Genomic DNA, 21,625 nt, shown 5'->3' with positions numbered 1-21,625 from the left:
ATGACCGCCATCGAGCTGCGCGGCGTGCGGAAGGAGTTCGGCGACGTCACGGCCGTCCGCGACCTCGACCTCACCGTGGCGGAGGGCGAGGTGTACGGGTTCCTCGGCCCGAACGGCGCCGGCAAGTCGACGACGATCGACATGCTGCTCGACCTCGTCCGCCCGACCGCGGGGACGGTGCGCGTGCTCGGGCGGGACGCCACGGGCGACGGGGTCGCGATCCGACGGCGGACGGGGGTGCTCCCGGACGGGTTCTCGGTGTACGACCGGCTCTCCGGCCGGAAGCACGTCGAGTTCGCGGTCCGGTCGAAGGAGGCCGACGACGATCCGGACGACCTCTTGGAGCGCGTCGGCCTCCTCGACGACGCCGACCGCAAGGCCGGCGGCTACTCGAAGGGGATGCGCCAGCGGCTCGCCCTGGCGATGGCGCTCGCCGGCGAGCCCGACCTGCTCGTCCTCGACGAGCCCTCCTCCGGGCTCGACCCCGCGGGCGCGAAGGAGATGCGGGAGATCGTCGAGCGCGAGGCCGACCGCGGCGCGACCGTCTTCTTCTCCTCGCACATCCTCGAACAGGTCGACGCCGTCTGCGACCGGGTCGGCATCCTGCGCGACGGCGAGCTCGTCGCCGAGGACTCCGTGGAGGGGCTCCGCGAGGCCGTCGGCGGCGAGGAGACGCTGGAGATCGCGGTCGGCGACGCGACCGGGGCGAACGGCGCGGACGACGCGGCCGTCGCGGCCGTGCGCGCCGTCGACGGCGTCAGCCGCGTCGACCGCGACGGCGACGCGCTCGTCGTGAGCTGCGCCGACGGCGCGAAGACCCGCGTCATCGCCGCGCTGGAGGACGCCGGGGTCGCCGTCGACGACTTCCACACGCGCGAGGCGTCGCTGGAGGACCTCTTCCTGGCGTACACGGAGGGTGACACGCCGACGGCCGACGGGGACGAATCGGGTTCGGATCCGCCCGGTGACGACACCGCCGACGAGGAGGTGGACCGATGAGCCTCGCCGCCATCGCGGAGAAGGACTTCCAGGACGCGGTGCGCTCGCGCGGGATGATCGCCCTCGTGGCGCTGTTCTCGCTGCTCGTCGCCGTCTTCGCGTTCGTCATCAGGCCGACGGGACAGGGCGAGCAGTTCGCGACGGAGCTCCTCCTGCGATTCTTCGTGAGACCGTTCCTCGTGACGACGCTCGTCCCGCTCGTCGCCGTCGTGATCGGCTACAACGCCGTGAGCGGCGAGCGCGAGTCCGGCTCCCTGAAGCTGCTCCTCTCGCTGCCGCACTCGCGGGCCGACGTCGTCTTCGGGAAGGTCGTCGGGCGCGGCGTCGCGCTGTCCGTCGCGGTGTTCGCCGGCTTCCTGCTGCCCGCCGCCGTGCTGGCCGTGCTCGCGCAGACCGGAGGGCTGGCGGCGTTCAACGCCGGCTCGTACTTCGGGTTCACCGTCTTCGCCGCGGTGCTCGGGGTCGTCTTCGTCGCGATCGCGGTCGGCTGCTCGGCCGCCGCGTCGACGCAGCGCCGCGCGCTGATCGGCGGCGTCTCGGTCTACGTCCTGTTCGTGCTGCTGTGGAGCGCCGTCACCGGGCAGTTCCTCGGCGCCGCGGGCGGGATCGTCGACCCCCTGCCGGTGTCGACGGAGCAGGTCCGGACGTTCCTCCGCGTGTCAAACCCGACGACCGGCGTCGAGATCCTGTCGAACGCGTTCCTCGCCGAGCGGCTGTTCGCCGGCGAGAACGTGAACCGGCAGATCTCCGCGGCGTCGATGCTCGTGTTCTGGACGGTCGCGCCGCCGCTGGTCGGGCTCTGGAAGTTCGACGCCGACGACCTGTAGGAGGGGACGGCGGCGACGACCGGGGCCTCACCCCGACGACCTACGCCGTCGCGCGCTCGATCGCCGCTTCGAGGTCGGCGACGATGTCGGCGGGGTCCTCGATGCCGACCGAGAGCCGGACCATGTCGCCGGTGACGCCGGCCGCCTCCTGTTCCGCCTCGGTCAGCTGCTGGTGGGTCGTCGACGCCGGGTGGATGACGAGCGTCTTCGCGTCGCCGACGTTCGCGAGCAGCGACGCGAGGTCGGCGTTCTCGACGGTGCCCTTCGCGGCCTCGTAGCCGCCCTCCAGTCCGAAGGTGATCATCCCGCCGTAGCCGCCCTCCAGGTACTCCGTCGCCTCCGCGTGGGTCTCGTGGCTCTCCAGCCCGGGGTAGTTCACCCACGCCACGTCGTCGTGGTCGTCGAGGTACTCGGCGACGATCCCGGCGTTCTCGCAGTGGCGCTCCATCCGGAGCGGGAGCGACTCCGTCTGCTGGAGCGTGTTCCACGCGTCGAACGGCGACTGCTGGTCGCCGAGGTCGCGGAGCCCGCGGGTCACCGCCGCGAACGTGAACGCCGCGTCACCGAACTCGTCGACGAAGTTGATCCCGTGGTACGCCGGGTTGTCCTGTGCGATCTCCGGGAACTTCTCGGGGTACTCGCCCCACGGGAAGGAGCCGCCGTCGACGAGGACGCCGCCGACGGTGGTGCCGTTGCCGGTGAGCCACTTCGTCGTCGACTCCCAGACGAGGTCCGCGCCGTGGTCGAGCGGCCGGCAGAGGTACGGCGTCGCGAACGTGTTGTCGACGAACAGCGGGACGCCGCGCTCGTGGGCGATGTCGGCGATCCGCTCGATGTCCGGCGTGACGAGGGCCGGGTTCCCGATCGTTTCGAGGTGGACGTACGCCGTGTCCCCGTCGATGGCCTCCGCGTACCCCTCGTAGTCGAGCGGGTCGACGAACCGCGTCGAGACCCCGCGGCGCTCGACGGAGTGCGTGAGGTAGGTGTAGGTACCGCCGTACAGCGCCGACGAGGAGACGACGTTGTCGCCGGCCGACGCGAGCATGAACGTCGCTAGGTCGAGCGACGCCATCCCCGACGACGTGGCGACCGCGCCCACGCCGTTTTCGAGGGAGGCGATCCGCTCCTCCAAGGCGGCGTTCGTCGGGTTCATGATCCGGGAGTAGACGTTGCCCGCCTCCTCTAACGCGAACAGCCGGGCGGCGTGGTCGGCGTCCTCGAACTCGTAGGAGGTCGTCTGGTAGATGGGCGTCGCGCGGGCGCCGGTCGCCGGGTCCGGGTTCGACCCCGCGTGGACGCTTCGGGTGCTGAACTCGCGGTCCGCGTCGTCCTCGTCGGATGGCATGGATCGACGTGCGCGCGCCTTATATTTAAAAACGGTCGGAGCGGTCGGGCGTTACCGGTTTCTCGGAGACGCCGGTTTCTGGTGGGGGCAGATCCCTCCGAGATGTCGGCCAGTCCCTCCGAGACGCCGGCGGCGCGCCGGTCGCTCGTCGCCGTCGAGGACGGCGTCGGTTCGACCGATATCACCGACCAACCGTGACGCCCGTCTCGACCCTAGCGCGTGTGACGGCCCGCGGTGACGGTGACGACTCCGTTCCCGCATTCGACCACCGCGCGCTCCTCGGGGGTATCGCCGACCAGGCACTCGGCGCTGTCGCTCGCATCTTCATCCAACGTCGCCTCCACGCGGTACGTCGCGCGGTCGACCGGGAGCCGCACGCTCGCGGTCTCCGACGGCTCGACGCTCACGGAGCGGTCGACGACGACCTCGTCGCGCGAGTCGACGAGCCTCACGGAGAGCGTGTTGACCGTCGCGGCGTCGTAGTTCCGGACCGAGAGGCTCTCGGAGCTCGGCGTCCGGCGATCGGGTCGGTCCGAGGCGGGGGGTTCGCTCTTCGTCTGAAGGACTTGCATGTGTGGGATAACGGCTCGTTAACTCATATATACTACAGCCCGGTTTCCGACTCGGAAACGACCGTCCCTCCCGATGCGGGTGAGAGTCGAGGGCCGGTGGCGGCCGATCGGTCCGTCTCGCGACCGGCGACGCCGCGGGCGAACGGGCGGGGATCAGTCCTCGATTCGAAGCGTGATCTCGGTTCCGTCGTCGCCGGCGTCGTACTCGATCGTCCCGTCGATCTCGTCGACCACCATGGTGACGATCCAGAGGCCGATGCCGCTCCCGTGGTTGAGCACGTCCTCGGACCCGCGTTCGAGCACCGCCAGCTCGCTCTCCGGGATGCCGCGGCCGTTGTCCTCGACCGTGATCACCGCGCCGTCGGCGGTCGCTTCGAGCGCGACCCGGACCGCGGCGTCGTCGCGGGGGTTGTGCTCGGCGGCGTTTTCGACGAGGTTTTCGAGCGCGTGTGAGACGTCCGGCGTCACGGTGACCGAGCACGACGCGGGACAGTCGGTGACGAAGGACGTATCCGGGTACGCCCGGTCGTACTCGTCGACGATATCGGCGATGAGCCCCGTCAGCTCGACCGACGTCGTCCGTCCGCGATGCTCGACGATCTCTTTCATCACGCGGCTCTTCGCGCTGACCGAGAGGAGGTCGTCGGCCGCGGCGGCGGCGTCGTGCGCTCGGTCCCGCGCCTCGCCGTCGAGCCGATCGACCAACGCCCGGTTGTTCGCCTTCACGACGTCGACCTTGTTGCGGATGTTGTGTCTGAGCGCGCGGGTGAGGATCTGGTTGAGCAGGTCGAGGTTCTCCTGTTGCCGCCGCCGGGTCGTCAGATCGCGGGCCGTGATCGCGAGCCCCCGACTGTCCCCGAACGAGTCGAGCGACGCGGCGTACAGCCGATAGATCCGGTCCTCGCCGTCCCGGGCGAGCGTGACCTCGGTCCGGCTCGTCTCGGGGTCGTCCAGCGGCACGGCGTCGACGACGGCCTCGGGGAGCGCCGCGTCGGCCTTCCGGCCGGAAGCGAGGCCGTCGAACGTCGCGCTCGCCGGTGCGTTGAAGTCCACGACCCGCCGTTCCGGGTTCAACACGATCACCGGGGCAGTGATCCCGTCGATCACGTCGGACGTGTCGACCGGCGTGTATCCGAAGAGGTCGTACCGGTACAGGCCGACCACGTACGAGACGCCCACGACCGTCACGGCCAGCGCGGGGTAGTCGACGCCGGACACGGCGTGCGGGATCGCCGACTCGAACACCTCGACCAAGACCGCTCCGGACGTGGCGAGGAACACGAGCGCGACCTGCCACGCCTGGACGTAGTTCGTGGTCAACAGCTTGTACAGGATCAGCCCGGAGCCGACGGCGAACGCCGCCAACGCGAGCAGTTCGACGACCCCAGCGAGCTCGGTATCGGTCCACGTGACGAACGTGAACGGGTCCTCGACCGTCGTCGGGTCGGTGTTCGTGACGGCCGCGACGGGCGGGAACGACTCCACGGCGAGCATCCCCGCGGCGACGGCGCCGAGCGGGTACGCGACCAGCGGTCGAGCGAGCGCGTCGCGATAGCCCACGTACACGGCGGCGAAGTAGAGCCAGACCAGCGTCATCAGCACCTGAAAGAACTGCTCGACGAGATGGAGCTCCCAGGCGAGCGAGAGCGGACCGACGATCCTGAGCAGGACGGTCGCGTTCCACGCGACGGTGACGGCGAGGAACGCGAACAGCGCCCGCGCGGCGTATCGGTCTCGTCGGCGGTACGTCCAGACGGCGCTCCCGAGGCTGAGGACACACGAGAGGCCGAATCCGAGCACGTGCCAGAAGAGTACGCTACCGAATTGAGGGAGCATGAGACGGGCTCGCGGGGAATTATCCGCGTATACTACTCGCTGTCACATAATTCTTGACTGAACTGTTCCGTGTGCGACCCCGCCTTTTCTCGGAGTCGTGAGCGACGAACCGAGACCGCTTCTCGTGGCGAGTTGTGCGGAGGGGTCCTATTCGCCGTCGCGTGGAACGAGCGGATCGCGAACCGGGAAAGGGAGCGGTTCGCGTGTCGAGCTTATCCGGAGCGTGCGGCCGCGGGAGAACCGCTAAAGTCCCCCGTCGCCGACGGCGCGGTCGTGACCGCCCGTCGCGGCGGGGCTCGCCCCGCCGCTCCGCTCGACGGTGAACCCGTCGAGGAGGTCCTGGAGTCGGTCGGCCTCCGACGAGAGCGCGCCCGCCTCCTCCGTCACGGCGCTCATCGCCGCGTGCTGCTCCGCCGCCGTGTCGACGACGTCGTTCGCTTCGGTGGCCGTCGACCGGCTGATGCCCTCGACTTCCTCGACCATCGTGACCGCCTCCTCGGTGCTGGCCGCCTGCTCGTCGGTCGCGTGGCTGATCTCCTGAATCCCGTCGTCGGTGTCGGCCGCGTGGGTCGCGACCGACCCGAACGCCTCCACCGCGTCTCGGACGGCGGTCGCGCTGTCGGACATGTGCCGTTCGGCCTCGCGCACCGTTTCGACCGTTTCGGTCGTCTCCGACTGCGTCGCCGCGATGAGCTCCTCGATCTCTTTGGCCGCGTCCTGGGTCTCCTCGGCCAGCTGTTTCACCTCGTCGGCGACCACGGCGAACCCGTCGCCCCCGGCCGCCCCGTCGCCCGACCCGGTGCGTGCGGCCTCGATGTTCGCGTTCAGCGCGAGGATGTTGGTCTGCTCCGCGATGTCGGCGATCAGATCGACGATCTCGCCGATGTCGCTCATCCGCTCGTCGAGCGACCGGACCTTCGCGACCGTCGTTTCCGTCGCCTCCTGTGAGTCCTCGACCCGGTCCATCGCCCCTTCGGCCGACCGCTTCCCGGCCTCGGCCACGTCCGACGTCTCCTCGGCCGCCTCCGCGACCGTCTCCGTCGACGACGCGACCTCCTCGATCGTCGCCGAGAGGTTCGACATTTCGCCCGACACCTCGGTCAGCATCTCGCGCTGCTCGTCGGCGTCGGCGGCGATCTCCTCGACCGACTCCGTGACGTCCTCGCTCATCGCCTCCGCGTCGGCGGTGCCCTCGCGAACGGTCTCGCTCGCCCGCGAGACGTCGTCGGCGAACGACTGAACCCGACCCATCGTCGCGCCGATCTCGTCCAACATCTCGTTGAACGCGGTCCCGATCCGCTCCATCGCCTCGCTCTCGCTGTCGGCGTCGAGCCGGACCGTGAGGTCGCCCTCCGCCGCGCGGTTCATCGCCGCGCTGTAGTCGTCGGCCTTCGACTCCAAGTGGGCGTTGAGCGACTCCACCTCCCGTTTCCGTTCCTCGGCGGTCGCCTTGGCCGCCTCGGCGTCCTCGACTTCCTCCTGTTTGGCCTCCGCCAACGCGAGCTTCGCCTCGGCCTCCTCGCGCGACTTCTCGATCGAGTACCAGTTCACCATCAGCGTCGCCGCGAGCAGCGTGATGAACCCGGCGTGGACGCCGCCCCACGCGATCGGGTTCTGGATCGCGGCGGCGTGGTTGTAGACGAGGCTCGAATCGATCAGGCTGAACGTCCCGTGGCCGACCGCGACGTACCCCATCCCGACCGCGAACGGGAGCCAGTCCTCGTAGAGCGCCAGCACCGCGACGAAGACGAAGAAGTGGAAGTGAGCCTCGATGTATCCGCCGGAGAACTTCACCAGGGCCATCGAGATCGTCATCCCGCTGAACGCCGCGGCGGTCGTCCGCTGGCGCCGGCCGAGCCACGGGAGCGCCGCGACGACCGCGGGCACGCCGACGCCGCCGGCCATCGCCAGGAGCATCCACGTCGGGATCGCCGGAATTTCGGCCTCGAAGACCGGGAGCGTGCCCTGGTACAGCCCGAGGCCGAACAGAAGCGGGACCTGTACCGCGATCGTGACGAGGATGTTGCGGTGGCGCCGGTCCCACATTTCGGCGGGGATCGACGTGCCGTCCGGGACGTATCGGAGAACCTCCCGGAGCGATCCGCCGGTGTCGTCACCGCCCCCTGCCGCGCCGTCGTCCACGCCGTATGCAGCCATATCGACTCGCCGTCGATCGCTTCCTGTAAAAGCGCTTTCGCGCCCGTTTGCACATCTAATAATCGGGGCGGCGAGTGTCGGACGTCGAGGTGTTCGAGTCGGAGTGCGACGAACCGTGACGCGAGGGGCGGTCACAGCGCTCGTCCGGTAGCGATTCACCCGGCACCGTCGACGGCCCGGCCGGACGCGACGTACGGGACGGCTCGTGCGAACCGTTAACAGCGTCGAAGCGTAACCCGGGTTATGGGAACTCAAGGTCCGCGCGACGACACCCTCGAATTCGAGGACGCGGTCGGCGGCATCCCGGACGCCGTCTGGCAGTACACGGCGCTCGGCGCCGCGCTGCTCGTCGGCCTCGCCCTCCTCAGTCAGAGCCTCGTCTTCGGCGTCGGCGCGCTCGCGGTGTTGCTGGCGGCGGTCACGGTCGTCAGCGCGGTGGAGATCGTCGACGCCTACGACAAGGAGGCGCTCACGGTGTTCGGCGAGTTCCGGAAGCTGTTGGAGCCCGGCGTCCACCTCATCCCGCCGTTCGTCTCGCGGACGTACGCGTTCGACATGCGGACCCAGACGATCGACGTGCCGAGCCAGTCGGCGATCACGCGGGACAACTCGCCGGTGACGGCCGACGCGGTCGTCTACATCAAGGTGATGGACGCGAAGAAGGCGTTCTTAGAGGTCGACGACTACAAGAACGCCGTCTCGAACCTCGCACAGACCACGCTCCGGGCCGTCCTCGGCGACATGGAGCTCGACGACACGCTCTCCCGGCGCGACCAGATCAACGACCGCATCAACGAGGAGTTAGACGAGCCGACGGACGAGTGGGGGATCCGCGTCGAGGCGGTCGAGGTCCGCGAGGTCAGCCCGTCGCAGGAGGTCCAGCGCGCGATGGAGCAGCAGACCGGCGCCGAGCGCCGCCGCCGCGCGATGATCCTCGAAGCGCAGGGGGAACGCCGCTCGGCGATCGAGCAGGCGGAGGGCGACAAGCAGTCGAACATCATCCGCGCGCAGGGCGAGAAGCAGAGCCAGATCCTCGAGGCGCAGGGGGACGCGATCTCGACGGTGCTGCGCGCGCGCTCCGCGGAATCGATGGGCGAGCGCGCCATCATCGAGCGCGGCATGGAGACCCTCGAAGAGATCGGGAAAGGCGAGTCCACGACGTTCGTCCTCCCGCAGGAACTCACGAGTCTGGTGGGGCGCTACGGGAAGGCGCTGTCCGGCTCGGACGTGCAACAGATGGAGGGGTTGGAGGGGAAGGAGTTCGACGAGGAGACGGAGAAGCTGCTCGGGCTGGAGGACATCGAGAGCGCCTTGGAACAGCTCGACACCGTGGCCGACAGCGACCTCCGGACCGACGAGACCCGGGACGCGGACGCGGCCCGCGACGTCGACCTCGATCGGCAGGGGGACGGGACCCGCGAGGCCGACCGCGACATCGAACTGGAGACGGAGAGCGAGCGACCGAGCGACTGATCGGCGCGGCGACGCGACGGACGCGGCGGGAGGCGACGGCGGACCCGACTCAGGGCCGCCAGCGCTCGGGGTCGACCGCCCAGAGGAGCCCGACGGCGGCGGCGCCGCCGACGCCGCCGGTGACGAGCGACGGGGGCTCGGACGCCCCGACCACGAGCGCCGCGAGCAGCAGGACCGACCCGGCGAGGAGCGCCGGGGTGTCCTCGGCGACCGTCGCCTGAACCACCGGGGCCACGGCGCCGCCGACGACGGCTCCGGCGGCGATCCGTGCCGGCGGGCCGGAGGCGAGGGCGTCGTAGGCCGCCGGGGTCGTCGCCGTCGCGGGGACGGACCCGGGATCGACGACGAGGCCGACGCCGAACGCGAGCGCGGCGCCCGCGCCGAAGACCGGCGCGACCAGCGCGGGGCGGGCCGAGCGGTCTGCGCCGGCCGCGGCGGCCGCGCCGCCGACGAGCAGGACCGAACCGGCCGCGAGGAGCGGGGGCGTCGCCAGGAGCGAGAGCGGCGAGACCACCGCGGACGCGACCCCGTCGGCCGACGGCGAGGGGACGACGGCCGGTGCGAACGTCCCCGCGTAGCCGAGCGCGGCGACGCCGAGAAGGATGAGGACCGGTCCGAGGAGGCGACTGCGGAGCGTTGGCATGGGCGATCGGACACCGCCCGGACACAAAACGATCGCGGGACCGGGCGGGCGTCGACGGTCGGCCGGCCCGTCATGCGCTCGTCACACCGTGATACCGGCTCGCTCGCCGCCGACGGCGACGATCACGCGCTCCGGGGGGCCGCGCTCGTCCGAGAGCCGGAGCAGGAGCGTCTTCACGACCGGGTCGTCGGTCTCGATCTCCCCGCGGACGCCGCCCCGATCGACCGCGATCCGGAGGGAGCGGTCGCCGATGCGGCTGACTCCCCCGAGGCGGAGCCTGACCGCGGGCGCCGTGAGCCGCTGGGCGATCACGAGGACCGCGTCGCCGCCGCCGTCGGCGAAGTCGGTGCGACCGACGAACTCCCGGGACGCGGCGGCGTTCGCCTTGAGCGCGCCGCGGGCCGCGGCGGCCGAGCGGAAGGAGGTCGCGTGGGTCGACAGCCCTTCCGGACGGGCGAGGACGCTGCGGCCGTCGACCAGCGGGTTGCCGTCGACGTACCGGCTCCGGACGGCGAGGTCGGCGGGGGTCGCGGCGGCGACGTCGTGGAGGCGATCGACGCACCCGGCGGTGGCGAGCGCGAGCGCGCCGGCGACGATCCCGCGACGGTACACGGTCGCGATTGCGACGCACCGGCGTAAAACCCCGTCGTCGCAGTGACGCGCGGTGAGAATCGGAGGCGCTACTCGTCGACCATCGGCGCGGGGACGCCCTCGTCGCCCGCGTCGAGCTCGAAGGCGCGCCGGAGCTCCGCGATCCGGTCGCGGATGTCCGCCGCCAGCTCGAACTCCAGGTTGCTCGCGGCCTCGTCCATGCGCGCTTCGAGCGCCTCGATCTGCGCTTTCGCCTCGTCCTCGCTCTCCACGTCGCCGACGCTGACCGACGAGGTGTCGGTCTTCGATCCGGGGAGGTTCGTCTCGCCCACCGGCTTGTCGATGGTGGTCGCCTCGTAGCCGTGTTCCTCGTTGTACTCCAGCTGGATCTCGCGGCGGCGCTGTGTCTCCTCGATCGCCGCCTCCATCGAGTCGGTCACCTCGTCGGCGTAGAGGACGACCTCGCCGTTGACGTTGCGGGCGGCCCGGCCCATCGTCTGGACGAGGGTCGTGGTGGAGCGGAGGAATCCCTCCTGGTCGGCGTCGAGGATGGCGACGAGGCTCACCTCCGGGATGTCGAGCCCCTCCCGCAGGAGGTTGATCCCGACGAGCACGTCGATGTTGCCGAGGCGGAGGTCGCGGATGATCTCGTGGCGTTCGAGGGTGTCCGTCTCGTCGTGCATGTACGCCACGTCGACCCCGGCCTCCTCGAAGTACTCCGTGAGGTCCTCGGCCATCCGCTTGGTGAGCGTGGTGACGAGCACGCGCTCGTCGCGCTCGATCCGCTCGTCGACGCGGTCGAGGAGGTCCTCGACCTGTCCGGTCGCCTCCGTCACCTCCACCTTCGGGTCGACGAGGTGGGTGGGACGGACGATCTGCTCGACGATCCGGTCGGAGGTCTCGCGCTCGTAGTCGCCCGGCGTCGCCGACACGTAGAGGGTCCGGTCCGTCTTCTCCTCGAACTCCTCGAAGGTGAGGGGGCGGTTGTCGTAGGCGGTCGGGAGGCGGAACCCGTTCTCGACGAGCGAGTCCTTCCGCGACTTGTCGCCCTCGTACTGGCCCTTGATCTGGGGGATCGTCTGGTGTGACTCGTCGACCACCGTGAGGAAGTCGTCCGGGAAGTAGTCGAGCAGGGTGTACGGCGCGTCGCCCGACTCGCGGTCGTCCATGTGGACCGAGTAGTTCTCGATCCCCGAGCAGTAGCCCGCCTCCCGCAGCATCTCGATGTCGAAGGTGGTGCGCTCCTCGATCCGCTGGGCGGCGACGAGGTCGCCCTGCCGCTCGAAGTAGCTGACCCGCTTCTCCATCAGCTCCTCGATCTCCGCGATCGCCTGCTCCAGCTTGTCGTCCGGGATCGAGTAGTGCTCCGCCGGGTGGAGCATCACCGCCGGCTCCTCCGAGACGACCTCCCCCTTCATCGGGTCGACCTTGATCATCCGGTCGATCTCGTCGCCCCACAGCTCGACCCGGACCGCGTACCGCCCGTACATCGGGTAGACCTCGACGGTGTCGCCCCGGACGCGGAAGGTGCCCTGCGTGAAGTCGACGTCGTTGCGCTCGTAGTTCAGGTCGACGAGGTCGGCGAGCAGCTCCTCGCGGCCGATCTCCTCGCCGACCTCCAGCCGCAGGGCCATGTCCCGGTAGTTCCCCGGGTCGCCGAGCCCGTAGATGGCCGAGACGGAGGCGACAACGATCACGTCGTCGCGCGTCAGGAGCGACCGCGTCGCGGAGTGGCGGAGGCGGTCGATCTCCTCGTTGATCGACATCTCCTTGTCGATGAACGTGTCGGTCTGCTCGACGTACGCCTCCGGCTGGTAGTAGTCGTAGTAGGAGACGAAGTACTCCACCGCGTTGTCCGGGAACAGCTCGCGGAACTCCTCGTACAGCTGGGCCGCGAGCGTCTTGTTGTGGGCCAAGACGAGGGTCGGCTGGTCGAGCGCCTCGGCGACCCACGAGACGGTGTTCGTCTTCCCGGAGCCGGTGACGCCGAGGAGGGTCTGCTTGTCGGCGCCCGACTCGAACCCCTCGACCAGCTCCTCGATCGCCTCGGGCTGGTCGCCCGCGGGCTCGAACGGGGCGTCGACGCGGAGGGGGCGGTCGACGGTCGGGCGGTCCTCCGAGAGGGGGGAGTCGGCGTCGCTCACGATAGGCGTTGTTGGCGACGGAGACACTTGAGCGGCCCGGGGGACCGGCGGCGACGTGGTCCCGTGCGAGCGGTCACATCCCTCTGCGAATGTCTTTCGTATCGATCCCTCGCGACAACAACCCGACATTCTCGTTCGGCGATCGCTCTCCGGTTCCGGTCAGATGGACGAGCGGAGCGTCTACGGCGGTCGCGCTCGCATGGGCTCGATTCTCGTCGTCGTCGGAGATTCCTCGCGTGCTATGCGCGAATGAGGCTCAGTTTCTCGGAACCCATACCCAAGATATCGACTTCCTCGCCCGAGTTTATCACTCCCGTCTCGATCCTGCCCGTTGATGCGAGTTTCTCTTCCACCGATAGCGCTCCGTCTCCGGCCAGATGGACGAGCGGGGCGTCTACGGCGGTTGCGCTCGCGTAGGTCGGCCCCTCGTCGCCGTCATCGTCTCCCTGTCTGCCGAGTATCTTGACGTTCACGGCGTTGAGTCCCTTCCGCCCCTTATCGGTCTGTGTCAACGCGTGCGACGCCATCGCCTCGATCAGTTCCGCCTTGTTCATCTCGGTTCCCTGTACCCGAGCGCTACCGATCGCTGACCCGTATCGGCTCCGGTCGCGAGAAAATCCCTCGACGATGCGGTCGTCGAAGTCGTCGCTCGCGATGTCGTCGGGGGTTACGCTCGCGATCTCGGTCGGCCCCTCGTCGAACAGGAGGGTCACCGAATCCTCGTACAGCGCGCCCTCGTCGAGGATCCACCCGCCGGCGAAGACGAGCTGATCGTCGCGGACGATCCGCCGGACGTAGAACAGCCCGGGCAGCGGACACGGGCAGTCTGCCGGCGTCACGGCCACGGGACAGACGAGCGTCGGGCTCACCGACACGTCGCCGTCTCCCGGCATCACCATATCCCTGTCCTCGCCCAGGATGATCTCGCCCCACGAGTCGAGCGTCTCGGGCTCGCGGAGGGTGCCGTCGGACGCGACGAAGACGCACTTCCCGTCGGCGTCGGCCGACGCCGGCGCGCCGCTCACGACGGCGCCGCCCTCGGTGCTGTAGCCGACGATACCCCGGTTCTCGGTGCGGTACGTGTCGAGTTCGGCCGAGAGAATCGTCTGACAGGCGAGGTCCCGGTGGAGCGACACGGGACCGTCGATCTGGATACAGCCGTCGTCGTCGTATTCGATCCCGAACTGCGGACGGTATTTATTGTGGAACGGCGTGTGTCGTCCGCCCTCCTCGTGCGACGCGGCGAAGTAGCTGAGCACGCGTCCCGGCGTGAGTTCCCCGGCGAGCGAGCCGAGGTCGCCCGGCAGACTGGCGTCGGGCAGGCAGACGGCGAAGCGCTCGCCGACGGTCGGCGTGCCTCGCAGGTACTCGATACTGTCGATGACCCGCGGTCGCCCGGGGCGCCGTTCGACGAGGACGTCGTCGAGCCGCTCGATGTCTCCGAGGACGATCTCCTCGACGCCCGCGAGTTCTCGCACCGCCACGGCCCAGTTCTCGTCGTCGACGGCTCGACGTGCGATCCGAACGCCCTGCGCCCGAATGTCCGAGTTCTCACGGACGGTCTCACAGACGCCGGTCCCGCACTTGTCGAGTTTCGGTCTGAGGGCAGTCTCGGTGTCGTCGATGAACGCATCGAGGGCGCGTTTCGCTTCGTCCGGGGCGCGTCGCTCCACGGCGTCCCGTGCGGTCACGACGTGGCCCAGCAGCCCGAGTTCGACCTCCAGAATGCCGTCCGCGTCATCGTCGTCGTCGACGATGTCGTCGTCGGGACCGACCACCGACGAGTATTTGTTCGAACGCGAGGAGTTGTAGTCCTGAGCTTTCGTCGTCCCGCTGACCGAAAATCCTTCGAGTTCGATTTCCCGGGAGTCGGCCCGAGCTGTCGCCGGCACATACGCGATATCGATCGGGCCGGTGCGGAGGACCTGCGTCTGGCCGCTGCTTCCGTCGTCGGTGGTGCTACCCGCTCGCTCGTCTACCGGCGGCCGTCCGGCGTAAAACGCCGCCGGCGTGGAGACCGTCGTCCCGAGCACCTGCTCGCCGGCGCGGTCCACCAGCCCGTCGAGGTCGGAACATCCCGCGAGCCCGCCGAGCGCGACTACCCCGCCGGCGGCGAGAACCGCCCGTCTCGTCGGTCCGAGCCCGTCGGTACGGCCTCCGGTTCGGCGTCTCGCGTCGGTGGGTTTTGTACTCATACGATATTCATAATGTTTTATAAGTATATAAGATAGAGTATATTATCGCGCTAACTCGCACGCGGTTCGTCCGGTACCCGGATCCGCCGTCGGTACCGGGTTCACAGCGACCGAGCCATCGGACGAAAACGTTTCCCCCTCCCCCCGCGACCCGTGATGTATGCGCATCGCCGTCCCCAACAAGGGCCGCCTGCACGACCCGACGCTCTCGCTGTTGGAGCGCGCGGGGCTCCACGTCGAGGAGACCGCCGACCGCCAGCTGTACGCCGACACCGTCGACCCCGACGTGACGGTGCTGTTCGCGCGGGCGGCCGACATCCCCGAGTACGTCCGGGACGGCGCGGCCGACCTCGGGATCACGGGCCTCGATCAGGCCGCGGAGTCCGGCGGCGTCGCCGACGCCGCGAGCGCGGCGAGCGAGGGGGACCTCGTCGACCTGCTCGACCTGGGGTACGGCTCCTGTCGGCTCGTCCTCGCGGCGCCGGAGGACGGCGCGGTCGGGACCGTCGGAGACCTGGCCGGGGGGACGGTCGCCACCGAGTTCCCGAACGTCACGCGCGACTACCTCGACCGGGTCGGGGTCGACGCCGACGTGGTCACCGTCACGGGCGCGACCGAGCTGACCCCCCACGTCGACATGGCCGACGCCATCGTCGACATCACCTCGACGGGGACGACGCTGAAGGTGAACCGCCTCGCCGTGATCGACGAGGTGCTCGCCTCCTCCGTGCGGCTGTTCGCGCGCCCCGATGTCGTCGACGACGCGAAGGTCGAACAGGTGCTGACCGCCTTCGAGTCCGTGCTCGCGGCCGACGGCCGACGCTACCTGATGATGAACGCCCCCAAAGAACGGCTCGACGACGTGAAAGACGTGATCCCCGGGCTCGGCGGCCCGACGGTGATGGACGTGGAGGCCGACGAGAACGGGAACGGGACGGTGGCGGTCCACGCCGTCGTCGAGGAGCGCGACGTGTTCGCGACCATCTCGGAGCTGAAGGCCGTCGGGGCGAGCGGGATCCTCGTCACCGAGATCGAGCGGTTGGTCGAGTAGCCGGTATTCCGTCTCCTCAGTCGTCCTCGGCGTCGATCAGCGCCTCCTTCTCCGCGCGTGTGAGCGACTTGATCTCGTGTTCCCGCGACATCGCCGCGGACTTCGAGTCGAACGACTCGGCGTGCCGGAGCGTCACGGGAGTCCGCCCCCTGGTGTACTTCGCGCCCTCGCCGGCGTCGTGCTCGGCGACGCGGCGCTCCACGTCGGTGGTGTAGCCGGTGTAGAGCGTCCCGTCGGCGCACTCGATCACGTAGACGTGGTGCGGCGCGTCCGAACTCGGCGTCGACACGGCGCCCGGTCGGCGCGGGCGCGACGAATAGCTGACGGTCTCGGCGCGGTCGGGAGCGCCGGACGGGTCGGGGGCGCGGACCCGGTCCGTCGCGCCGGTGCGACGGGATCGGCCGAGTCAGTCTCCGGTGCGGGCGCGCTCCCGGGAGACCTCGGCGATCCCGGCGTTCGCGGAACAGTCCGGACAGGCGTTCAGGTCGCCGTACTCGTCCGTGAAGACGCGTGCGAAACGGTCCGAGACGTGCGACCCGCAGTGGTCACAGCGTGGCATTCGGTACCGGTGTTCACCGGCGAAAACGCGTAGGGGTTCGACGAACAAATACCCTTTCTCACCCCCGCCAGATTCCGGAAAACCACGTATAAAGGCCCACCGAGAGACGGGTGCCGACGCGGGTCCGAGGCCGGCGGTCAGTCGCGCCGCGCCGCGTCGACCGCGCGGGCGATCAGCCCCGCCTGCGCGCCGGCGACGAAGCCCGCGTCGACGTTCACCGTCGTGAGCACCGAACAGGACTGGAGCGCCCCGTGGAGCGCGGCGACGCCCTCGCCGCCGACGCCGTATCCCGTCGACACCGGAAGCGCGATCACCGGCGCCGCGACGAGCCCGGCGACGACGGTCGGGAGCGCCCCCTCGCGGCCCGCCGCGACCACGACGACGTCGGCCTCGCGGACCCGGTCGCGCTGGTCCAAGATCCGGTCGAGGTTCGCGACGCCCACGTCGTCGACGCGGTCGACGGTCGCCCCGGTCTCGCGGGCGACGACCGCCGCCTCGCCCGCGACCGCCGCGTCGGCGGTGCCCGCCGCGACGACCGCGACCGTCGCGTCGAGGGCGGGCGGGTCGAAGTCGGCGGCGCGGACGACGACGGTCCCGGCCCGCTCGTCGCGGTCGACCGTCGGATCGGGGTCGCCCGCGGTCCCGAGATCGAGGTCCGCCGTCGCCGTCCGGACCGCGTCCGCGTCCGCGGCGTCGGCCCGGGTCACGAGCGCGCGGCCGGTCGTCTCGACCGCGGTCGTCGCCAGGGCCGCGACCTCGGCCGGCGTCTTCCCCTCCGCGAGGACCGCCTCGGGGATCCCGCGCCGGTGCTCGCGGGCGGCGTCGAACCGACCGGCCGCCGTCGTGGCGTAGCCCGCGAGCCGCGATTCGGCCTCCGCGACCCCGATCTCGCCGGCGTGGAGCGCCTCCAGCGTGTCGCGCATGACCGTCCGTCGGAGCCGGAAGCGGTCGAACCTATCGGTCCGGGCCGCGCGGGGAGAGCCCGTTCGGGGGTCGACCCGCGAGCTCGCGGGCCCGGCTCCGACCCCCCGATCCCCGGCGTTCTCACAAAGTTTATAAGGGATCGTTTCAGGAACCCCTCGCGAACGGCCCGCAGGAAGCCCCTCGCGGGCGAATTCAGGAACTCTTATTAACTGTCGACGGATATCACCGTCTGCATGGCAGACCTTATTGTCAAAGCGGCCGTCAAGGAAGCCCTGGACGACAAGAACGTCGCTTCGGACTTCTACGACGCGCTGGACGACGAAGTGGACGAGCTGCTCGAAGACGCCGCGCGCCGCGCCGAGGCCAACGACCGGAAGACGGTCCAGCCGCGCGACCTCTAAGGCGGACGCGACTCCCGACCCCGATTTTTTGACCGCGCGTCGACCGGCGAGCGGCGCGTCCGGCGCGTCGACCGGGCGTCTCCCTCCCGCGGTCAGCGCGTGAGCACCCGAACTCCGGACTCCGTGCCGACGTGCACCTCGTCGGCGAGGTCGACGAAGAGCCCGTGCTCGACGACGCCCGGCGTCGCCGAGAGGGTCGCCGCGAGCGCGGACGGCTCCGCGATCTCGCCGAACGCGCAGTCGAGCACCAGGTTCCCGTTGTCGGTGACGACCGGACCGTCCTTGCACTCGGCGCGGCGGAGCGTCGGCTCGCCGCCGGCCGTCCGGACCGCCTCGGCGACCGCGGTCCGGCCGGCGGGGAGCGACTCGACGGGGACCGGGCGGTCGAGGACCGGCGCCTCCTTCGAGGGGTCGGCGACGACGAGGAGGCGGTCGGCCGCGGCGTCGACCAGCTTCTCGCGGGCGTGGGCGGCGCCGCCGCCCTTGATGAGTGGGCCCGCGGTCGGTTCGCCGCCGCGACCGACCGCGACCTGGTCCGCCCCGTCGATCGCGAGGTCGACCCCGGGCGCGTCGGGGCCCACCGCCTCGTCGAGGTCGAGCAGGGGGATCCCGCGGTCGGCGGCGAGCTCGCGGCTCGCGAAGGAGGTCGGGACGCCGCGGACCTCCAGCCCGGCGTCGACCCGATCGCCGAGCCGCCGGATCGCGTGAGCCGCGGTCGACCCCGTCCCGAGCCCGACCACCTCGCCGTCGTCGACCGCCGCCGCGGCCGACTCGCCGGCGCGTCGCTTCGCCGCGTCGCTGCCGCCGCTCGTCTTCATGGGGTCGACTGCGTGCGGAGCCGTTGAAAAGGCGTCGGGCTACTCCAGCCGGTCCAACACCGCCTCCGCGTCGTACGCGAGGGAGAGCTCGCGGGAGCGGCCGCGGCCCTCCACGTCGGCGTACTCGGCGTCGATCACGCCGAGCTGGTCGAGCTTGTTGATGATCTCGGAGTAGCGGGTGTAGCCGAGGTCGGTCTCCTCGTGGAACGCCTCGTACACCGCGCCGGCGCGCTCGCCGTCGTTCTCCGCGAGCACGCGGACGAGGGCGCGCTCGGACTCCGAGAGCCCGCGGAGCGACCGCGAGAGGTGGACGTGCTTGGACTTCTCGTACGCCGACTCCACGTCCTCCTCGGCGATGGTCTTCGAGGCGCGCATCTCCGCGTTCAGCCCGGCGCGGCGGAGCAGGTCGATCCCGACCCGGAGGTCGCCGCTCTCGGCGGTGAGGTCGGCGACGCGCTCCAGCTCGGCGTCGCCGATGACGCCGTCGTGGAAGCCGCGCTTCGCGCGCTCGAAGAGGATGTCGTAGATCTCGGTGGCGTCGTAGACGGGGAAGTACACCTCCTCGGGCCGGAACACCGACTGTACCCGGGTGTCGAGGTCGTCGATCACGTCGAGCCCCAGGTCGGAGGAGACGACGATGACGCCGATCTTCGCGCCCGAGTGCGCCTCGTGGGCACGCAGGAGGGAGTAGAGGGTGTCGGAGGCCTCGTTCTCGTAGAAGAGGTAGTTCACGTCGTCGAGGGCGACGACGAGCACGTCGTCCTCCTCGACGAGCCGGTCGGTGATCTGCCCGAACAGCTTCTTGAAGGAGATCCCGGAGGAGGGGGGTTCGTAGTCGAAGATCCCCTCGAACAGCCGCGAGAAGACGGCGTACCGCGTCGAGTCGACCTGGCAGTTGACGCGGACCGTGCGGACGTCGGTGCGGGCACCGAGCTCGCCGAACAGCTTCTGGACCGCGGTGGTCTTCCCGGTGCCGGGGGGGCCGCGCACCATCGTGTTGAGCGGGCGGGAGCCGCGCACCGCGGGCCGGAGCGCGTATTTGAGGTTCTCCAGCTGGCTCTCGCGGTGGCGGAACGTCTCGGGGACGTGGTCGATCTCGAACACCGACTCGTCGCGGAACACCGACTCGTCCCACGAGAGCATGTCGCCGCCGGCGTCCCCGGTCATGTGAACATCACGACAGGCCGTCCACTTAACCGTTGCCCGCGGGGTCGGTGAAACTGAAACTTGTCGACTGCGACCCTCAACCGTCGGTTCTCGCCGACCGGACGTTCACTCTCGGGACGGTGCGATCGCGGCGGCCTCGGACCGATCGCGCCCCGAGAGGGACGGCCGTCACGCCCGGTCGAGCACCAGCACGTGGCGGGTGAGCGACCGGTGAACCCGGCGCTCGAAGGCAGCGTCGACCGTCCAGCCCGCCGCGCGTGCCGGCCCGCGCCAGTCGCGGTCGGCGACGACGACGGCGCGGGGCGCGACCCGAGCGGCCTCGGCGAGCGCGCCCGAGACGAGGTCGGTGAGGTCGTGGGTGGCGACCTTCGACTGGCGGCCGTACGGGGCGTCGAAGGCGATCCCGTCGACCGCGTCGTCCCGGAGCGGGAGGGCGGTGGCGTCGCCGCGAGCGACGTGCCAGTCGGGGGACTCGGAACCTCCGCCCACGTACTCGCGGAGGTTCTCCCGGGTCCCGCGGACCATCTTGCGCTGGGCGTCGCAGGCGACCGCGTCGCTCCCGACGAGCCCGGCTTCGAGCGGGAGCCCGCCGGTGCCGCACATCGGGTCGAGCAGGGTCCGGCCGGGCGCGGCGCCGGCGAGGTTGACGTACGCGCGGGCGTCGGCCGGCGCCATGCTCCCGGGCTGGAAGAACGGGCGGTCGGTCGGCTTCGGGGCGAAGTCGCGGGCGGCCTCTACCGCGACCCAGCCGAGCGCGCAGACCGACGCGTCACCGCCGTCGGCGCCGGGGACCGCCTCGTGGGCGGCGCGCTCGCCGGCGGCGAACAGCGCGCGCAGCACGTGGTCGGGGTCGTCGAGGTCGACCTCGAAGCCGCGGTCGACGAGGACGCCCCCGAGGGCGCGCTCGGCGTCGGTCGTCGAGACGCCCGCGGTGTTCCGGACGTTGCGGGCCCGCACCGCGACCGCGCCCGAGCGGTCGAGGGGCGCCGCCTCCAGCGCGGCGACGGCGGCGTCGAGGTCGGCGTCGGTGCGCGCGACCGCCTCGTGGGCGGCGCGGGTGTAGGCGAGCCGACGGATTGCGGCGCCGTCGTCCGGGGCGCCGCCTCCGACGCGCGCGCCGTCGGCCGCCCCCGATTCGGTTCGGTTCGGCCCGACGCTCCCGGCGCTCGCGACCCCGGGCGCGAGCAGCTCCACGCCGGTCGCGGCGGTCGCGGCCTCGCGGGCCGCGAACGCGTCCGTCTCCCCGGCGAGTTCCAGCCAGTACACGCCCCGGAGTCGGGGAGCCGCTCGCAAGAGCATAGCGGTTCCGACCACGCACCTTTTTAAATATTTCAACCGATTGTGGTGGTAGTGATGGCCGATCCGAAGGAGACGATCACGATAGAGAACGTCGTTGCCTCGACGGGGATCGGGCAGGAGCTCGACCTCCAGAGCGTCGCGATGGACCTGGAAGGCGCCGACTACGACCCCGAGCAGTTCCCCGGGCTCGTCTACCGCACCACGGACCCGAAATCGGCCGCGCTGATCTTCCGGTCCGGGAAGATCGTGTGCACGGGCGCGAACTCCATCGACGCCGTCCACGAGAGCCTCGCCGTCGTGTTCGACGAGCTCCGCGCGCTCGACATCCCGGTCGGCGACCCGGAGATCACGGTCCAGAACATCGTCACGTCCGCCGACCTCGGCGAGAGCCTCAACCTCAACGCGATCGCGATCGGGCTCGGGCTCGAACACATCGAGTACGAGCCGGAGCAGTTCCCCGGGCTCGTCTACCGGCTCGACGAGCCGGACGTCGTCGCGCTGCTGTTCGGCAGCGGGAAGCTCGTCGTCACGGGGGGAACGAGCCCGGACGACGCCGCGGCCGCCGTCGACGTGATCGTCGAGGAGCTGGACGGCCTCGGGCTGCTCGCCTGACGGCGGTCTCGC

At 70.5% G+C, this 21,625-nt stretch carries 20 protein-coding genes; 6 read left to right on the top strand and 14 right to left on the bottom strand.

Annotated elements, in window-relative coordinates:
- Positions 1–999: an ABC transporter ATP-binding protein gene (locus ACFQMF_RS03075; protein ID WP_256407764.1), complete on the top strand. Its 999-nt coding sequence runs from the start codon at positions 1–3 to the stop codon at positions 997–999.
- On the top strand, positions 996–1,826 hold the full coding sequence (locus ACFQMF_RS03070; RefSeq protein WP_256407765.1) for an ABC transporter permease subunit: 831 nt from the start codon (positions 996–998) through the stop codon (positions 1,824–1,826). The genes ACFQMF_RS03075 and ACFQMF_RS03070 overlap by 4 nt, the downstream gene beginning before the upstream one ends.
- Before the next feature lie 40 nt (positions 1,827–1,866).
- Here the strand turns inward: ACFQMF_RS03070 and ACFQMF_RS03065 are convergent, their stop codons facing one another.
- The 4 genes from ACFQMF_RS03065 to ACFQMF_RS03050 form a co-directional block, all read right to left on the bottom strand.
- Positions 1,867–3,171 carry an O-acetylhomoserine aminocarboxypropyltransferase/cysteine synthase family protein gene (locus ACFQMF_RS03065; RefSeq protein ID WP_256407766.1) on the bottom strand — a complete coding sequence of 435 codons (1,305 nt, stop codon included), beginning with the start codon at positions 3,169–3,171 and terminating at the stop codon, positions 1,867–1,869.
- Between the two features lie 212 nt (positions 3,172–3,383).
- Positions 3,384–3,743 (bottom strand): hypothetical protein, encoded by a 360-nt coding sequence (locus ACFQMF_RS03060; protein ID WP_256407767.1) that lies wholly within the window; start codon positions 3,741–3,743, stop codon positions 3,384–3,386.
- 153 nt (positions 3,744–3,896) lie between these two features.
- The gene (locus ACFQMF_RS03055) at positions 3,897–5,543 is read right to left on the bottom strand and encodes an ATP-binding protein (RefSeq protein ID WP_256407768.1); all 1,647 of its coding nucleotides are present in this window, start codon (positions 5,541–5,543) and stop codon (positions 3,897–3,899) included.
- Positions 5,544–5,822: 279 nt separating this feature from the next.
- Positions 5,823–7,736 carry a methyl-accepting chemotaxis protein gene (locus ACFQMF_RS03050; protein WP_379791540.1) on the bottom strand — a complete coding sequence of 638 codons (1,914 nt, stop codon included), beginning with the start codon at positions 7,734–7,736 and terminating at the stop codon, positions 5,823–5,825.
- Between the two features lie 243 nt (positions 7,737–7,979).
- Between ACFQMF_RS03050 and ACFQMF_RS03045 the strand changes: the two genes are divergently transcribed.
- Entirely contained in the window at positions 7,980–9,209 is a 1,230-nt protein-coding gene (locus tag ACFQMF_RS03045; protein ID WP_256407769.1) for an SPFH domain-containing protein, read from the top strand.
- Positions 9,210–9,258: 49 nt separating this feature from the next.
- Here the strand turns inward: ACFQMF_RS03045 and ACFQMF_RS03040 are convergent, their stop codons facing one another.
- The 4 genes from ACFQMF_RS03040 to ACFQMF_RS03025 all read right to left on the bottom strand — a co-directional run bounded on the left by ACFQMF_RS03040 (position 9,259) and on the right by ACFQMF_RS03025 (position 14,782).
- Positions 9,259–9,852, bottom strand: coding sequence for a hypothetical protein (locus ACFQMF_RS03040; protein ID WP_256407771.1), 594 nt, complete (start codon positions 9,850–9,852; stop codon positions 9,259–9,261).
- Positions 9,853–9,933: 81 nt separating this feature from the next.
- A complete protein-coding gene (locus tag ACFQMF_RS03035) occupies positions 9,934–10,464 on the bottom strand; it encodes a hypothetical protein (protein WP_256407772.1) in 531 nt (176 codons plus the stop codon).
- A 68-nt stretch (positions 10,465–10,532) separates the two neighbouring features.
- Positions 10,533–12,587, bottom strand: coding sequence for an excinuclease ABC subunit UvrB (uvrB, locus tag ACFQMF_RS03030; protein WP_256407773.1), 2,055 nt, complete (start codon positions 12,585–12,587; stop codon positions 10,533–10,535).
- A gap of 239 nt (positions 12,588–12,826) precedes the next feature.
- On the bottom strand, positions 12,827–14,782 hold the full coding sequence (locus ACFQMF_RS03025) for a hypothetical protein (RefSeq protein WP_256407774.1): 1,956 nt from the start codon (positions 14,780–14,782) through the stop codon (positions 12,827–12,829).
- 160 nt (positions 14,783–14,942) lie between these two features.
- Here ACFQMF_RS03025 and hisG point away from each other — a divergent pair, with 160 nt between their 5' ends.
- Positions 14,943–15,833 (top strand): ATP phosphoribosyltransferase, encoded by an 891-nt coding sequence (hisG, locus tag ACFQMF_RS03020; RefSeq protein ID WP_256407775.1) that lies wholly within the window; start codon positions 14,943–14,945, stop codon positions 15,831–15,833.
- A 16-nt stretch (positions 15,834–15,849) separates the two neighbouring features.
- Here the strand turns inward: hisG and ACFQMF_RS03015 are convergent, their stop codons facing one another.
- From ACFQMF_RS03015 to larB, 3 genes are all read right to left on the bottom strand, one after another.
- A complete protein-coding gene (locus ACFQMF_RS03015) occupies positions 15,850–16,122 on the bottom strand; it encodes a GIY-YIG nuclease family protein (RefSeq protein WP_256407776.1) in 273 nt (90 codons plus the stop codon).
- 117 nt (positions 16,123–16,239) lie between these two features.
- Entirely contained in the window at positions 16,240–16,392 is a 153-nt protein-coding gene (locus ACFQMF_RS03010; protein WP_176329378.1) for a DUF7563 family protein, read from the bottom strand.
- Between the two features lie 137 nt (positions 16,393–16,529).
- Positions 16,530–17,315, bottom strand: coding sequence for a nickel pincer cofactor biosynthesis protein LarB (gene larB / locus ACFQMF_RS03005; RefSeq protein WP_256407777.1), 786 nt, complete (start codon positions 17,313–17,315; stop codon positions 16,530–16,532).
- Positions 17,316–17,549: 234 nt separating this feature from the next.
- Between larB and ACFQMF_RS03000 the strand changes: the two genes are divergently transcribed.
- Positions 17,550–17,717, top strand: coding sequence for a DUF1931 family protein (locus ACFQMF_RS03000; protein ID WP_004047560.1), 168 nt, complete (start codon positions 17,550–17,552; stop codon positions 17,715–17,717).
- Between the two features lie 92 nt (positions 17,718–17,809).
- Here ACFQMF_RS03000 and rpiA read toward each other — a convergent pair whose 3' ends face one another.
- From rpiA to ACFQMF_RS02985, 3 genes are all read right to left on the bottom strand, one after another.
- On the bottom strand, positions 17,810–18,535 hold the full coding sequence (rpiA, locus tag ACFQMF_RS02995) for a ribose-5-phosphate isomerase RpiA (protein ID WP_256407778.1): 726 nt from the start codon (positions 18,533–18,535) through the stop codon (positions 17,810–17,812).
- A 39-nt stretch (positions 18,536–18,574) separates the two neighbouring features.
- Positions 18,575–19,702 carry an ORC1-type DNA replication protein gene (locus ACFQMF_RS02990; protein WP_256407779.1) on the bottom strand — a complete coding sequence of 376 codons (1,128 nt, stop codon included), beginning with the start codon at positions 19,700–19,702 and terminating at the stop codon, positions 18,575–18,577.
- Between the two features lie 168 nt (positions 19,703–19,870).
- Positions 19,871–21,001: a THUMP domain-containing protein gene (locus ACFQMF_RS02985; RefSeq protein WP_303654645.1), complete on the bottom strand. Its 1,131-nt coding sequence runs from the start codon at positions 20,999–21,001 to the stop codon at positions 19,871–19,873.
- A gap of 54 nt (positions 21,002–21,055) precedes the next feature.
- On the opposite strand from ACFQMF_RS02985, the gene ACFQMF_RS02980 reads away from it, so the two are divergent.
- Positions 21,056–21,613 (top strand): TATA-box-binding protein, encoded by a 558-nt coding sequence (locus ACFQMF_RS02980; RefSeq protein ID WP_256407781.1) that lies wholly within the window; start codon positions 21,056–21,058, stop codon positions 21,611–21,613.
- The last annotated feature ends 12 nt before the right edge of the window (positions 21,614–21,625 follow it).

Origin of the sequence: Halorubrum rutilum (assembly GCF_042665015.1) — an archaeon.
Classification (GTDB): Archaea; Halobacteriota; Halobacteria; order Halobacteriales; family Haloferacaceae; genus Halorubrum; species Halorubrum rutilum.
This window is presented reverse-complemented; position numbering and strand designations above follow the sequence as displayed.

Excerpts from the sequence above, each read along its gene's own strand:
- ACFQMF_RS02990 (WP_256407779.1), bottom strand. The coding sequence starts at position 19,702 with ATGACCGGGGACGCCGGCGGCGACATGCTCTCGTGGGACGAGTCGGTG.
- ACFQMF_RS03075 (WP_256407764.1), top strand. The coding sequence starts at position 1 with ATGACCGCCATCGAGCTGCGCGGCGTGCGGAAGGAGTTCGGCGACGTC.
- ACFQMF_RS02985 (WP_303654645.1), bottom strand. The coding sequence starts at position 21,001 with ATGCTCTTGCGAGCGGCTCCCCGACTCCGGGGCGTGTACTGGCTGGAA.
- ACFQMF_RS03025 (WP_256407774.1), bottom strand. The coding sequence starts at position 14,782 with ATGAGTACAAAACCCACCGACGCGAGACGCCGAACCGGAGGCCGTACC.
- hisG (WP_256407775.1), top strand. The coding sequence starts at position 14,943 with ATGCGCATCGCCGTCCCCAACAAGGGCCGCCTGCACGACCCGACGCTC.
- rpiA (WP_256407778.1), bottom strand. The coding sequence starts at position 18,535 with ATGAAGACGAGCGGCGGCAGCGACGCGGCGAAGCGACGCGCCGGCGAG.
- ACFQMF_RS03065 (WP_256407766.1), bottom strand. The coding sequence starts at position 3,171 with ATGCCATCCGACGAGGACGACGCGGACCGCGAGTTCAGCACCCGAAGC.
- ACFQMF_RS03070 (WP_256407765.1), top strand. The coding sequence starts at position 996 with ATGAGCCTCGCCGCCATCGCGGAGAAGGACTTCCAGGACGCGGTGCGC.
- larB (WP_256407777.1), bottom strand. The coding sequence starts at position 17,315 with ATGCGCGACACGCTGGAGGCGCTCCACGCCGGCGAGATCGGGGTCGCG.
- ACFQMF_RS03060 (WP_256407767.1), bottom strand. The coding sequence starts at position 3,743 with ATGCAAGTCCTTCAGACGAAGAGCGAACCCCCCGCCTCGGACCGACCC.
- ACFQMF_RS03050 (WP_379791540.1), bottom strand. The coding sequence starts at position 7,736 with ATGGCTGCATACGGCGTGGACGACGGCGCGGCAGGGGGCGGTGACGAC.
- ACFQMF_RS03000 (WP_004047560.1), top strand. The coding sequence starts at position 17,550 with ATGGCAGACCTTATTGTCAAAGCGGCCGTCAAGGAAGCCCTGGACGAC.
- ACFQMF_RS02980 (WP_256407781.1), top strand. The coding sequence starts at position 21,056 with ATGGCCGATCCGAAGGAGACGATCACGATAGAGAACGTCGTTGCCTCG.
- ACFQMF_RS03040 (WP_256407771.1), bottom strand. The coding sequence starts at position 9,852 with ATGCCAACGCTCCGCAGTCGCCTCCTCGGACCGGTCCTCATCCTTCTC.
- ACFQMF_RS03010 (WP_176329378.1), bottom strand. The coding sequence starts at position 16,392 with ATGCCACGCTGTGACCACTGCGGGTCGCACGTCTCGGACCGTTTCGCA.
- ACFQMF_RS03045 (WP_256407769.1), top strand. The coding sequence starts at position 7,980 with ATGGGAACTCAAGGTCCGCGCGACGACACCCTCGAATTCGAGGACGCG.